This window comes from Bacillus sp. 37MA, from assembly GCF_000372765.1.
GTDB lineage: Bacteria > Bacillota > Bacilli > Bacillales > Domibacillaceae > Domibacillus > Domibacillus aminovorans.
Genome location: NZ_KB889752.1, coordinates 2,363,004 through 2,375,611 on the forward strand (window position 1 = coordinate 2,363,004; position 12,608 = coordinate 2,375,611).

The 12,608-nt window shown below is 43.9% G+C and carries 14 protein-coding genes, 1 tRNA gene, 1 riboswitch and 1 other annotated feature; of the genes, 3 read left to right on the forward strand and 12 right to left on the reverse strand.

The window, feature by feature from the left end; genetic code table 11:
- Window positions 1-10: 10 nt before the first annotated feature.
- Window positions 11-331, reverse strand: a sequence feature (16S ribosomal RNA rRNA prediction is too short).
- Window positions 332-724: 393 nt separating this feature from the next.
- Window positions 725-1,423: an MgtC/SapB family protein gene (locus tag A3M5_RS0113145; RefSeq protein ID WP_018394231.1), complete on the forward strand. Its 699-nt coding sequence runs from the start codon at window positions 725-727 to the stop codon at window positions 1,421-1,423.
- A 65-nt stretch (window positions 1,424-1,488) separates the two neighbouring features.
- Here A3M5_RS0113145 and A3M5_RS0113150 read toward each other — a convergent pair.
- The 8 genes from A3M5_RS0113150 to A3M5_RS0113195 all read right to left on the reverse strand — a co-directional run bounded on the left by A3M5_RS0113150 (window position 1,489) and on the right by A3M5_RS0113195 (window position 8,310).
- A tRNA-Ala gene (locus tag A3M5_RS0113150) sits at window positions 1,489-1,561 on the reverse strand.
- Between the two features lie 74 nt (window positions 1,562-1,635).
- A complete protein-coding gene (locus A3M5_RS0113155; RefSeq protein ID WP_018394232.1) occupies window positions 1,636-2,991 on the reverse strand; it encodes a glucose-6-phosphate isomerase in 1,356 nt (451 codons plus the stop codon).
- A gap of 105 nt (window positions 2,992-3,096) precedes the next feature.
- Window positions 3,097-4,254, reverse strand: coding sequence for an iron-containing alcohol dehydrogenase (locus A3M5_RS0113160; RefSeq protein WP_018394233.1), 1,158 nt, complete (start codon window positions 4,252-4,254; stop codon window positions 3,097-3,099).
- Window positions 4,255-4,353: 99 nt separating this feature from the next.
- Entirely contained in the window at window positions 4,354-5,598 is a 1,245-nt protein-coding gene (locus tag A3M5_RS0113165) for a Glu/Leu/Phe/Val family dehydrogenase (RefSeq protein WP_018394234.1), read from the reverse strand.
- Between the two features lie 100 nt (window positions 5,599-5,698).
- Window positions 5,699-6,064, reverse strand: coding sequence for a S1 domain-containing post-transcriptional regulator GSP13 (yugI, locus tag A3M5_RS0113175; protein WP_018394236.1), 366 nt, complete (start codon window positions 6,062-6,064; stop codon window positions 5,699-5,701).
- Window positions 6,065-6,247: 183 nt separating this feature from the next.
- The gene (locus A3M5_RS0113180; protein ID WP_018394237.1) at window positions 6,248-7,441 is read right to left on the reverse strand and encodes an aminotransferase; all 1,194 of its coding nucleotides are present in this window, start codon (window positions 7,439-7,441) and stop codon (window positions 6,248-6,250) included.
- Complete coding sequence (locus tag A3M5_RS0113185; RefSeq protein ID WP_018394238.1) at window positions 7,441-7,941, reverse strand: Lrp/AsnC family transcriptional regulator; 501 nt, start codon at window positions 7,939-7,941, stop codon at window positions 7,441-7,443. The genes A3M5_RS0113180 and A3M5_RS0113185 overlap by 1 nt, the downstream gene beginning before the upstream one ends.
- Window positions 7,942-8,046: 105 nt before the next feature.
- Complete coding sequence (locus A3M5_RS0113195) at window positions 8,047-8,310, reverse strand: DUF1871 family protein (RefSeq protein WP_018394240.1); 264 nt, start codon at window positions 8,308-8,310, stop codon at window positions 8,047-8,049.
- Window positions 8,311-8,376: 66 nt separating this feature from the next.
- Between A3M5_RS0113195 and A3M5_RS0113200 the strand changes: the two genes are divergently transcribed.
- Window positions 8,377-9,549, forward strand: coding sequence for a MalY/PatB family protein (locus A3M5_RS0113200; RefSeq protein ID WP_018394241.1), 1,173 nt, complete (start codon window positions 8,377-8,379; stop codon window positions 9,547-9,549).
- Window positions 9,550-9,885: 336 nt separating this feature from the next.
- Here A3M5_RS0113200 and queE read toward each other — a convergent pair whose 3' ends face one another.
- The 4 genes from queE to A3M5_RS0113220 all read right to left on the reverse strand — a co-directional run bounded on the left by queE (window position 9,886) and on the right by A3M5_RS0113220 (window position 12,055).
- Entirely contained in the window at window positions 9,886-10,596 is a 711-nt protein-coding gene (queE, locus tag A3M5_RS0113205) for a 7-carboxy-7-deazaguanine synthase QueE (protein ID WP_018394242.1), read from the reverse strand.
- Window positions 10,593-11,030 carry a 6-pyruvoyl trahydropterin synthase family protein gene (locus tag A3M5_RS0113210; RefSeq protein ID WP_018394243.1) on the reverse strand — a complete coding sequence of 146 codons (438 nt, stop codon included), beginning with the start codon at window positions 11,028-11,030 and terminating at the stop codon, window positions 10,593-10,595. Before A3M5_RS0113210 ends, queE begins: the two co-directional genes overlap by 4 nt.
- Window positions 11,030-11,692: a 7-cyano-7-deazaguanine synthase QueC gene (gene queC / locus A3M5_RS0113215; protein WP_018394244.1), complete on the reverse strand. Its 663-nt coding sequence runs from the start codon at window positions 11,690-11,692 to the stop codon at window positions 11,030-11,032. The genes A3M5_RS0113210 and queC overlap by 1 nt, the downstream gene beginning before the upstream one ends.
- A gap of 82 nt (window positions 11,693-11,774) precedes the next feature.
- A riboswitch (PreQ1 riboswitch) is annotated at window positions 11,775-11,818 on the reverse strand.
- A 24-nt stretch (window positions 11,819-11,842) separates the two neighbouring features.
- Window positions 11,843-12,055 carry a hypothetical protein gene (locus A3M5_RS0113220; RefSeq protein ID WP_018394245.1) on the reverse strand — a complete coding sequence of 71 codons (213 nt, stop codon included), beginning with the start codon at window positions 12,053-12,055 and terminating at the stop codon, window positions 11,843-11,845.
- 129 nt (window positions 12,056-12,184) lie between these two features.
- On the opposite strand from A3M5_RS0113220, the gene kapB reads away from it, so the two are divergent.
- Window positions 12,185-12,577 carry a kinase-associated lipoprotein KapB gene (gene kapB, locus A3M5_RS0113225; protein ID WP_018394246.1) on the forward strand — a complete coding sequence of 131 codons (393 nt, stop codon included), beginning with the start codon at window positions 12,185-12,187 and terminating at the stop codon, window positions 12,575-12,577.
- Window positions 12,578-12,608: the final 31 nt, after the last annotated feature.

The following is a 12,608-nucleotide window of genomic DNA, read 5'->3' on the forward strand; positions in this document are numbered from 1 at the left end:
CGGAAGATTCCCTACTGCTGCCTCCCGTAGGAGTCTGGGCCGTGTCTCAGTCCCAGTGTGGCCGATCACCCTCTCAGGTCGGCTACGCATCGTTGCCTTGGTGAGCCGTTACCTCACCAACTAGCTAATGCGCCGCGGGCCCATCCTACAGTGACAGCCGAAACCATCTTTCAAAAGAAGATCATGAAATCTTCGATATTATTCGGTATTAGCCCCGGTTTCCCGGAGTTATCCCAATCTGCAGGGCAGGTTGCCCACGTGTTACTCACCCGTCCGCCGCTAATCTAAAGGAGCAAGCTCCTTTAGATCCGCTCGACTTGCATGTATTAGGCACGCCGCCAGCGTTCGTCCTGAGCCAGGATCAAACTCTCCAAAAAGTGTTTGACTTGCTCATTTGTTTATCTGCAGATGACAGGCATCTGCCAGATAAGATTTAAAACTAAAACGTTGACGTTTTTATTGATTTTGTTCAGTTTTCAATGTTCAATCTTAGTAACGCCGTTTCACTAATTTAACACGACGTTTACCTGCTGTCAAAAGTTTTTATCGCCGCATCTCTAGCGGACAAGAAATAATATAACATGTTCTTTCAACATTACGCAAGTCTTTTTTTGAAAAAGTTTTTATTTTTTCAAAAAAGATATGAAGACCACCCGCTTTCCACCCAATAACCACCTTTTATGTTTAAATAGAATAAATTCTTATAGAAAGAAGGTACCTGTTCATGGAATGGATTATAGATGCTCATCTGCTTGTAAAGCTTGGACTCTCTTCCGCGCTTGGAGCCATTATCGGGCTAGAACGTGAATTAAAGCAAAAACCAGTCGGATTAAAAACAAGCCTTGTCATCTCAATTATCAGCTGTCTGCTCACGATTGTCTCTGTTGAATCCGTCTACCGCTATCCTGGCAGCAGCGATGTCAATATTACAATGGATCCGCTCCGGCTAGCCGCCCAAATTGTATCAGGCATCGGCTTTCTCGGCGCAGGCGTTATTTTACACCGAGCGAATGACAGCATTTCTGGTTTGACGACAGCTGCAATGATCTGGGGCGCAGCAGGTATAGGTATTGTCGTCGGTGCGGGTTTTTATTCCGCTGCCATTGCCGGTGTGATTATGCTACTATTGGCTGTTCAAATTTTACCTGGCATCATTCGTTTCTTCGGGCCTGGACGTTTGAAAGAAAAGTTATTATATATCAAGATAATGACAGCGAGCCACCATAACGTACAAGATATTCTAAAAGCCATTGAACGTGAAGATATTGACGTGAAACATATCCATATTCGATACGATGAAACAAATCATGCTCATTTGATCGAACTCACAGCCCGTGTTCATTTTAAAAGGCGGACGACTGAAATATACTGTACCATTTCTGAAATCCCAGACATACAGCATGTCGACATTGAAGGGCCATGAAAAACCTCCTTTCCCGTTATCCGGAAAGGAGGTTTTTCATCCACTGCACAAACAGGCTGTTTATATGGAGCATAGCGGGATCGAACCGCTGACCTCTTGCATGCCATGCAAGCGCTCTCCCAGCTGAGCTAATGCCCCGTTTTTATGTCTAGATTATATTATAATGCTTTCACCAAGACTTGCAACTCTTTTTATAAAAAAACTCCGGGGGATTATTCCCCACGGAGTCTCTTTTCTAATTCTACTTTTCTTTCTTCATAGCCTGGTTTACCAAGAAGAGCAAACATATTCACTTTATACTCTTCTACACCCGGCTGATCGAATGGATTGACACCAAGTAGATAACCGCTGAGGGCGCATGCTTTTTCAAAGAAGTAGACTAGGTAACCGAATGTGTATGCATCCATCGCTGGAATAGACACAGTCAAGTTCGGCACGCCTCCATCTGTGTGGGCAAAAAGCGCTCCTTCAAATGCTTTGTTGTTCACATAGTCAACCTTTTGACCAGCTAAGTAGTTTAAGCCATCCAGATCATTTTCTGCTTTTTCAACAACCAATGACTTACGTGAATTTTCAACGCGGATGACTGTTTCGAATAAGTCACGGCGTCCTTCCTGCACGTATTGACCAAGCGAATGAAGGTCTGTTGAGAAGTTAGCGGATCCTGGGAAAATACCTTTCCCATCTTTCCCTTCACTTTCGCCGAATAACTGCTTCCACCATTCAGAGAAATATTGAAGACCTGGTTCATAGTTAATGAGCATTTCAATTGTTTTCCCTTTGCTATAAAGGATATTTCGAACTGCTGCATATTGATATGCTCCGTTTTCTTCAAGTTCAGACGAGCTGTATGCTGCACGTGCATCACGAGCACCTTGCATCATTGCTTCAATGTCCACTCCTGTTGCTGCAATCGGAAGTAAACCAACAGCAGTTAAGACGGAATAGCGGCCGCCAACGTCATCTGGAATGACAAATGTTTCATAACCTTCTTCATCTGCAACCGTTTTCAATGCGCCTCTTGCCTGGTCTGTCGTTGCATAAATACGGTTTTTCGCTTCTTCTTTTCCGTATTGCTTTTCAAGTAAATCACGATACAGGCGGAAAGCTAACGCTGGTTCTGTCGTTGTACCTGATTTTGAAATCACATTAATGGACCAATTTTTCCCATCAAGCAAGTCGATCAAATCACTCATATATGTAGAGCTGATGTTATTGCCGGCAAAAACCACTTGTGGACCGTTACGTTTTTCAGATGATACGACGTTATAAAAACTATGGTTGAGCATATCGATTGCCGCACGGGCGCCAAGGTAGGAACCGCCGATTCCAATGACAACGAGCACGTCAGAATCTTTGCGGATTTTTTCCGCCGCTTTTTGAATACGGCCAAATTCTTCTTTGTCATAGTCTTCAGGCAAATCAATCCAGCCTAGGTAATCCTGTCCCTGTCCTGTTTTTTCATGAAGGGAATGGTGCGCTACTTTTACGGCATCGCGTAAATATGCGACTTCATGTTCGCCGAAAAACGAAAGAGCATTTGAATAATCAAATTGAATGTGCGTCATCCTCAAAAAACCTCCGTCTAACTGTATTTTCCACTTTACTGTATACGACTGCACACAGTTTCGCAAGAAAAAAAACCGGCAAAAATCGGGCTTATTTTTGCCCAGTTAAAGAGATGCACGTAAAATAGCTGTCACATCATCACGATCTAAATTCGTAAAATGACCGAACGGGCCGTTAAAAAGTGTTTTTTCCACCATTTCATCTATGCGGCTGTCATCAATATCATAATCTGATAGGCGGACAGGTGCTTCAATTGATGTCCAAAAATCATGTAGCGCTTCAATGCCTTCCATTCCTGCTTCTTTGTCCGTTTTTCCTTCTGGATCAATCTCAAATACACGGACAGCCAGCTGTTTAAAACGCTCTGGCTTCACGTCAATCGTATGCTCCATCCAATTCGGGAATAAAATCGCCAGGCCACCCCCATGTGGAATATCGTATATAGCGGACACGGCATGTTCAATATTGTGTGTCGCCCAGTCGCCCTGGTATCCCATTTGCAGCATACCGTTTAAACCGATTGTACCTGCAAACATGATTGTTTCGCGCAATTTTTCATTTTGTAGATCATTCATCAATTTCGGACCTATTTCGACAATTGTTTTAAGCGTTCCTTCGATCATTCGGTCCTGCACATCCGTTTGATCCGCATTATGGAAGTATTGCTCAAGCATATGCGTCATCATGTCGACAATGCCATATGTAGTCTGATCGCGCGGAACTGTCGTCGTCCAGAACGGATCACATATTGAAAATTTCGGGAATACATGAGGACTTCCCCATCCGAGCTTTTCATTCGTCTCCCAGTTTGTAATAACCGATCCTGAATTCATTTCAGATGCGGTTGCTGCCAATGTTAAAATCGTACCAAATGGGATAGCATCTTCAACAGGTGCTTTTCTTGTCACCAAATCCCACGGCTCTCCATCGAATTTCGCTGCCGCTGCCACCGCTTTTGCACAGTCAATGACGCTGCCACCGCCCACTGCCAAAATAAATTCGACATTATTTTCTCGGCATAGTTCTGCTCCGCGTTTGACCGTTGTTAGGCGTGGATTCGGTTCTACTCCCGACAGTTCCGTTATGTTAAAGCCTTGCAATTCTTTTAAAACAATGTCGTACAAACCGCTTTTTTTCATACTCCCACCGCCATATACGAGTAGTATATTTTCACCGTAAAAAGCAACGTTGCTTCTCAATTGATTTACTGTGTCTTTGCCAAAAATCCACTTTACCGGATTCCAGTATACAAATTCATTCATTTTATTTTCACTCCTTTTCTTTTTTTATTGTGCGTACTAATCATGTCTTTTTCAAATCATTGAACTTGATTCAAAAAAACCGGCTGGAATTCAGCCGGTTTATACCCATCCTCTAAATTTCGAAGCTTCCGCTGCACGGCGAACACCGACCATATAAGCGGCAAGGCGCATGTCGACACCGCGCGTCTGTGATACTTCGTAAATGTTATTGAATGCTTGAATTAAGTTTTCATGCAGTTTTTCGTTCACTTCTTCTTCCGTCCAGTAATAACCTTGGTTGTTTTGCACCCACTCAAAATAAGAAACGGTCACGCCGCCAGCACTTGCGAGTACGTCCGGCACGAGCAAAACTCCGCGTTCCGTTAAAATTCTCGTTGCTTCAAGTGATGTCGGACCGTTTGCTGCTTCGACGATGATCGATGCTTGAATGTTATACGCATTTCCCTCGGTAATTTGATTGGAAATCGCTGCTGGTACAAGTATGTCACAATCAAGCTCAAGCAGCTGCTGGTTCGTAATCGTATTGTCAAACAATGTCGTAATTGTACCGAAACTGTCGCGGCGGTCCAGTAAGTAATCGATATCTAGTCCATCTGGATCGTGAAGGCCCCCGTATGCATCGGAAATTCCGACTACTTTCGCGCCTGCATCATGCATAAATTTTGCTAAGTAACTGCCGGCGTTGCCAAAGCCTTGCACGACGACACGAGCACCTTGAATATCGATGCCCCGTTTTTTCGCCGCTTCATGAATGCAGATGGTCACGCCTTGTGCAGTCGCTTTTTCACGTCCATGCGATCCGCCAAGTGCGATTGGCTTACCTGTTATAAAGCCTGGCGAGTCAAATTCACGGATGCGGCTGTATTCATCCATCATCCATGCCATAATCTGCGAATTTGTATATACATCCGGCGCTGGAATATCTTTTGTCGGGCCAACAATTTGGCTAATCGCCCGCACGTAGCCACGGCTGATATTTTCGACTTCACGCATAGACAGCTGCCGTGGATCACACACAACACCGCCTTTTCCGCCGCCATAAGGTAGATTAACGATACCCGCTTTTAACGTCATCCACATAGATAACGCTTTCACTTCTTCTTCATTCACTTCAGGATGGAAACGGACGCCGCCTTTTGTCGGTCCAGGTGCATCGTTATGCTGTGCACGGTAGCCTGTAAAAATTTTGACTGATCCATCATCCATCTTAACCGGAATACGTACCGTTAACATACGGAGTGGTTCTTTAAGAAGCTCGTACATTTCTTCTGTATAACCTAATTTTGTTAATGCTTCTTTAATGACATTCTGGGTCGATGTGAATAAGTTTAGATTTTCAGCCATTTACATTCACCTCTTTTATCATCATTTTTATCATTACTTGATCATCTGTGCTTCCGCCTTCATTGTACGCCGGCAAACAGTCCATTCGCAAGCCTTACAATCAGCCTTTTTTCCGTTCTTCTCTGACAGACTGTTCAATCCACTCCTGCAGCTTGTCTTTCAACGGATGAAAGCCGTCCCCATCGTCATCAATACAGATGCCCCGACGCTGACGCCGACCGCCTTCTTCTGTTGCGCGAATCGATAAACTGATTTTACTTTCGTCTTCGTTAACCGACAGCACTTTGACCGCTACGTCTTCACCGATTGTTAAATAATCGTTAATGTCCCGCACAAACCCGTGGGTAATTTCCGATATGTGAACAAGTCCTTGACGGCCATGTTCAAGTGCGACAAACGCACCATATGGCTGGATACCGGTGATTTTCCCAGTGACAATCTGTCCTGGTTCAAATTTTTGTTCCATCAAATCTCTCCAGTTTTAATTGTTTTCTTGTTTTCTTGTTTTATGCGTCGCGATATTATACCACACTTTCATATGACTTGATATTAATGACTCATTTTCCTCGCAAAAAAGCAGTACAGCAATGTATTTGATACATAAAAAAGGAAGAGCTAAAAATTCCGCTCTTCCTTTTTTATTTTTCTATCATTTTTCTAAGGCAACTTCATTCATGTTTCTTTTTTCGATAAAAAGGCCGATTCGTTTGATCGCTTCCTGCAATTGAGACATAGAAGAAGCATACGAACAGCGAATGTACCCTTCCCCACCTTCACCAAAAACAGAACCCGGTACAACAGCTACCTTTTCTTCAAGCAGCAATTGTTCCGCAAATTGCTCGGATGTAAGGCCAGTTGACTGAATCGATGGGAAGACGTAAAATGCCCCGCCCGGCAAATGACAGTCAAGGCCAATTTCATTCAATGATTGGACGAGATAATTGCGCCGCCGCCGGTAATCCTTTTTCATACTTTCAACATCCGCCATGCCATGCTGCAATGCTTCAACCGCAGCATATTGTGCCGGTGTCGATGCACACATCATCGCATACTGATGAATTTTCAGCATTGCGCTGGAAATATCTTCAGGTGCACATGTAAAACCGAGACGCCAGCCCGTCATAGCAAATGCTTTTGAAAAACCATTAATTAAAATCGTCCGTTCACGCATGCCATCAAGTGTCGCAATCGATGTATGATCTTTATCGTAGGCAAGTTCTGCATAAATTTCATCCGCAATCACAAGCAAATCATACTTTTTTACAATGTCGGCTATAAGCTGTAAATCGGCTGTATCGAGCTGTGTTCCCGTTGGATTATTCGGATAGCAAAGAAGAATCGCTTTCGTTTTCGGTGTAATGACCGCTTCAAGCTGTTCCGGCTGCAATTTAAATCCTGTTTCACCGGTCGTACCAATGGTGACTGCTTTCCCGCCAGCAAGTTCCACTAGCGGTGCGTACGAAACAAAACACGGTTCTACAACAATAATTTCATCGCCTGGGTCAGTGATCGCACGAATCGCGATATCGAGCGCTTGACTGGCACCGTTTGTGATAATGATTTCATCCTGCGGCGAATAGTTTACATGAAAACGGCTGCTCATATAATGCGAAATTTCACGGCGCAATTCAATTAATCCCGCATTCGCTGTATAGGAGGTAAATCCGCTTTCCAATGAAGATATAGCTGCTTCACGAATCGACCATGATGTGACAAAATCCGGTTCGCCAACGCCGAGCGACACAACACCTTCCATCGTCGCAGCCAAATCGAAAAACTTACGAATGCCAGATGGGCGCATACTTTCGACTGATTTAGCAATGTAACTTTTCGTCATCGTCATCACGGAGACACCACAATTCGATGATCTTGCTTATTTGATGTGTAAATCATGCCGTCATGCTTATATTTTTTTAATTGGAAATGAGTAGTTGTCGATACGACAGAATCAAGTGTCGATAATTTCTCAGAAACAAAACGGGCAATTTCATTCATCGATTTTCCTTCAACAGTCACCGATAAATCGTATACACCCGACATTAAATAAACCGAGCTGACTTCTTTAAAACGGTAAATTCTTTCTGCCACTTCATTAAAGCCCACGCCGCGCTTCGGTGTTACTTTCACATCAATCATTGCGGTTACGCCAGTATAATTGTCCATTTTTGCCCAATCTACAAGCGTCGCGTAATGAACAATGACTTTTTCTTCTTCAAGACGGCGGATCATCTCCACTACTGCCGCTTCCGCAAGTCCGATCATTTTCGCAATGTCGGCGGCTTCAAAACGTGCGTCTTTTTGCAGAATTTCAAGGATTTCCACTTCTTTTTCATTCAGCTTCATAATGATGAGCCTCCTCAAGTATGTAAAAAACTACATGTTTCATTATAACAAATTCATTGCTCATTTGTGCATTTTGATAAAATTTTCGGTTATTTTTGTGAATTTTCACAAATAACATGAAGAGTTATTTTTAATCATAAGCAACTTTTCCGCAAGTACCGTTGGATTTCCACCCGGCATCGGCGCATCAAAAGAATGTTCATAAATGGATCGGATCGCTGCAGCGAGTTTGTTGATTTCGTCCAAACGGTGAACCGCATAAATAGAGTCCGCAATTTCCGTATCATAAAAGCCTGGTCCGGCATCGAATGGATCGAAGCCATTCAGGACGTCAGCTAGCGCAAAATTAAGTTGTGCAGTTTCGTTCATTTGTATCACCTTTCGTTTTCCATTAACATAATGGGAGTAACTTTATTGTCAAGGAGAGTGGATTTGATGTCAAGATTTGATGAAGTCATCGAGCGTCGCGGAACGAATGCCGTGAAGTGGGATGAATTGAAAGCGGTGTTTGGAAAAGAAGATGTGCTGCCAATGTGGGTGGCTGATATGGACTTTAAAGCACCGGATGCTGTCATAGAAGCGGTACAAAAAGAAGCGGCTCATGGTATTTATGGCTATACGCTCGTGCCAGACTCCGCGCGTGAATCCATCGTTGCTTGGATGAGTGTTCGCCATAACTGGGTCATTCAAAAAGAATGGCTGCTGTTTAATCACGGCGTCGTCCCATCAATTGGTGCTGCTATTGAAGCATTAACAAAGCCAGGCGACGCGGTCATCGTGCAGCCTCCTGTTTACAACCCGTTTTTCGACATGGTTGAAAAAAATGATCGAAAACTCGTTCATAGTGAGCTCCTCCTTCAAGATAATCGTTATGAAATGAACTTTGCCGATATTGAAGAAAAAATCATTTCAGAAAAAGCGAAAATGTTTGTCCTATGTTCACCCCATAATCCCGGAGGCCGTGTTTGGACGAAAGAGGAATTAACGCGGCTTGCAGACATTTGTCAAAAGCACGGTGTATATATTGTATCCGATGAAATCCATTCCGACTTAACCCGGGAACCTCATAAACATGTACCGATCAGTTCATTATCTGAAGACTATTCAGCGTTTACGGTCACATTAATCGCGCCGTCCAAAACATTTAACTTAGCAGGGCTGCAAGCGTCTGCTCTCATCATTCCAAATAATGTAGTAAGGGTGAAAATTCAAAAAGTATTTGCGCGTCAGGGGGCATTTACACTGAATCGACTTGGGATTGCAGCAATGGAGGCGGCGTATCGTTACGGGCACGAGTGGCTTGACGAAGCGATTGACTACATTCAAAGAAATAACCGCCTTGTGAAGGAGTATGTGGAAGCGGAAATCCCCGAACTTACAGTCATGGAGCCGGAAGGCAGCTACCTCGTTTGGATCGACTGCCGGAAACTTGGCCTTTCAGACAAAGAACTGCTCACCTTATTTTTAGACGCTGGTATTGCGCTTGGAAATGGCGCGAAATACGGACCTGGCGGCGAAGGCTTTATGCGCATAAATGTTGCTTGCCCGCGGTCGCTCGTGCAGGACGGTGTAGAACGAATGAAAAAAGCAGTAGACTCAATAAAGTGAATCTTCCATCAGTGGGGGTTTTAGGCCCACAGGATGTGGGTCATGCAGACGTTGTCACAGGACGTGCCGATCTTAGTCTGCATTCCGCTATCTCTCCACTAAATAAAAAGGAACCTAGGTAAAAAGCGACGTGTCCTGCAGCAATACCTGAGTGACCGGCTTCCTGCCGGTCCGAACCCATCGGGCCTTTACTGGAATTTTTTTCTTAAATTATCCTTTTTCTAATTCTTAAAGCGGGGGTCTTACTGTCCGTTAATCTGCGATATAATTGAGCGAGTTCTTCACAAATACCCCGTCTGCACATGCAGCGGGGTATTTATATTATCTGGCCGTTCATTATACGCCTTTTTTGTTTCCCCATACAAACGTATGAAGCTGAGGAAGAACACGGACCCGTTTAAATTCGGGGTCTGGCATCACAAGGTTAATGAGCCATTCATAGCGTCCCGCCAAGTAGACGAGCAATTTTTCATCGTCTACTTCCTCGAGACGATCATTTCCGACTTGAATGTAAAAAGGTACGCCCGGAAAAAACTGATGAACTTTTTTTGCAAAGGCTAAGTCTTCTTCGTTAAAGACAACGACTTTTAAACTGACCTGTTGCCCTGCTGTTCGTTCAATAATATCACCTAGCTTATCAAAATCCGTGTCCATTCCAGAACTTGGCGGCTTCGGTGAGATAGTCAGCTCGTCGATGTCACGAAACCACGATTGGAATTTGGAGCCTTGCGTTTCCAGTGCTGAAACAATCTCTTTTTCTTTAAACAAATCGAGCAGGGCGGCAATGTGAGGCAAAAGTGCCGGGTTGCCGCCGGAAATCGTCACGTGATCAAACGTGTCGCCGCCGATTGCCAGCAGTTCTTCATAAATGTCTTCAGGTGTCATTTTACGGATATCGTCTTTCGCACTGCCATCCCACGTAAAAGCTGAATCGCACCAGGAACAACGGTAATCACAGCCCGCTGTCCGTACAAACATCGTTTTCCGGCCAATCACAGCCCCCTCGCCCTGTACAGTCGGACCAAAAATTTCAAGTACAGGAATCATGAGAAATCCTCTTGTTTCGGACGATAAACAACGTAACTTGTCGGTGTTTCGCGCAAATAGACTTGCAAGCATTTCGGTTTATTTGGTGTTTCATTGAGTTCTTTTTGAATAACTTCCCAAATGACGCGTGCGACGACTTCTGTTGTTGGGAAGCGCTCCGATATGTCTTCAGAAAATAACATATCGTCATTTAGTACGGTGTGGTCAAAGCGCTTATGTATAAGCGACTTAATCAGTTGAAAGTTGGTCAGAAAGCCTGATTCGTTTAACTCATCACCGGCGACCGTCACGTTGGCAAAATACGTGTGGCCATGTAACTTCCGGCATGCTCCCGCTTCGTCATGCGGTACGTAATGCGCCGCAGCAAATTGAAAGTCTTTATTTAACTCATAACGGAAATCGTGCGCCGGAGCCGGATAAATTTGCTGCATCATCACACGTCTCCCCCTTTTTGCTCAAGGTATTGGTCGAGTCCATTTTGACGCAGTTTGCAGGCAGGGCATTCGCCGCATCCTGAACCTTTTACACCGTTATAGCACGTTAGTGTGTTTTCACGTACGTACTCAAATGCACCGAGCTGATCGGCCAGTGCCCATGTTTCTTTCTTATTGAGCCACATAAGCGGTGTATGAATAACAAACTCATGATCCATTGATAAATTAAGCGTCACATTAAGTGATTTGACAAACGAATCGCGACAGTCCGGGTAGCCGCTGAAATCTGTTTCGCAGACGCCCGTCACAATATGGCGGGCGTCGTACTGTTTGCCAAGAATAGCTGCAAACGATAAAAACAGCAAGTTGCGCCCTTCAACAAATGTGGACGGCGGCTCTCCTTCTCTTTCTTCAATGGCAATATCCGTGCGCGTCAACGCGTTCGGTGCCAGCTGATTTAATAGCCCCATATTTAATATGTGATGCGGTACGTCAAGATGAGCCGCGATTTCTTTCGCCACGTCAATTTCTGCATCGTGACGTTGTCCATAATCAAACGTCACCGCAATCACTTCTTTAAATGTTTGTTTTGCCCAGAACAGACACGTTGTACTATCCTGGCCGCCGCTAAATACAACAACGGCTTTTTCATCTTTTAGCATCTTTATTTTCCTTCTTTCTATTCATATAAAAAAGAAGAAAAAGCTCGCGAAGACAACAGAAAAAAACCGTCACATGCCGGTTTTTTTCTTAGTTTTTTATAGAGGGAGTTCGCGAACCTCTCCCGCATATCGCGGAATGTCTTCTTTCATTTATCCTTTATTTTGTTTATTCATCTTACTAATCTGCTCTTCAAATTGTTTTGTTTTTTGTTCTTCCTTTTTCGACACCCGTTTAATAAAGTAAAAAGCGGCGACAGCCATTAAAACGAATACACTCATTGAAATTGTGGCTGGAATATACTCAGATTTATCTTCAGGAAAGTATAAAAAGTTGCCGAAACCAAGCATCAAATTAGTCAGCACACTGCATGCCTCCATTCTATCGTACCCGTATATTATAGCAAGAGAACATCATAAATCCAACATCATGATTGTGTCATTTCCATTAAATGAGGAAAATTGATACAATGAATCTTTAAGGAGGAGATTTTATTGAATATTGGTGATCCGGTAACAGCGCATTATAAATCAGGCAAATATACAGGAACGATTACAGGTTTTCGTCCCGGTGTTTACACGGTCAAAGTATCATCAGTATTGCGTCACCCTGTCCAAGGAGACTTGCACAATCCAAACGTTGCAGAAGTCCCGTTTTTTCACGAGCGGAAAGCACTTGCCCTAGGCGAACAGGCTAATATCGCCGAATCGGCCGTTCACCCGTTCGATGGTGAAGCGGCGAATTATACCGATTCGCTTCTGGCTGCTGTCGTTAAACTTGAAAACCGGCTTATCGCCAAGGATGATGCATTTACGGTCCGCAGCTTACAAGCACTCCAATCGGTGAAAAAAGAGTACGAACTTATGTACAAAGTTTCGTTCGAATAGCTCATTCATGTGAAAAACAGTCCTTTATTTC

Bases quoted from the DNA above. Each gene is read 5' to 3' on its own strand.
- queC (WP_018394244.1), bottom strand. From the start codon at position 11,692: ATGCTAAAAGATGAAAAAGCCGTTGTTGTATTTAGCGGCGGCCAGGAT.
- queE (WP_018394242.1), bottom strand. From the start codon at position 10,596: ATGATTCCTGTACTTGAAATTTTTGGTCCGACTGTACAGGGCGAGGGG.
- A3M5_RS0113160 (WP_018394233.1), bottom strand. From the start codon at position 4,254: ATGAATGAATTTGTATACTGGAATCCGGTAAAGTGGATTTTTGGCAAA.
- A3M5_RS0113180 (WP_018394237.1), bottom strand. From the start codon at position 7,441: ATGACGATGACGAAAAGTTACATTGCTAAATCAGTCGAAAGTATGCGC.
- A3M5_RS0113200 (WP_018394241.1), top strand. From the start codon at position 8,377: ATGTCAAGATTTGATGAAGTCATCGAGCGTCGCGGAACGAATGCCGTG.
- A3M5_RS0113210 (WP_018394243.1), bottom strand. From the start codon at position 11,030: ATGATGCAGCAAATTTATCCGGCTCCGGCGCACGATTTCCGTTATGAG.
- A3M5_RS0113155 (WP_018394232.1), bottom strand. From the start codon at position 2,991: ATGACGCACATTCAATTTGATTATTCAAATGCTCTTTCGTTTTTCGGC.
- A3M5_RS0113165 (WP_018394234.1), bottom strand. From the start codon at position 5,598: ATGGCTGAAAATCTAAACTTATTCACATCGACCCAGAATGTCATTAAA.
- A3M5_RS0113145 (WP_018394231.1), top strand. From the start codon at position 725: ATGGAATGGATTATAGATGCTCATCTGCTTGTAAAGCTTGGACTCTCT.
- A3M5_RS0113185 (WP_018394238.1), bottom strand. From the start codon at position 7,941: ATGAAGCTGAATGAAAAAGAAGTGGAAATCCTTGAAATTCTGCAAAAA.
- yugI (WP_018394236.1), bottom strand. From the start codon at position 6,064: ATGGAACAAAAATTTGAACCAGGACAGATTGTCACTGGGAAAATCACC.
- A3M5_RS0113195 (WP_018394240.1), bottom strand. From the start codon at position 8,310: ATGAACGAAACTGCACAACTTAATTTTGCGCTAGCTGACGTCCTGAAT.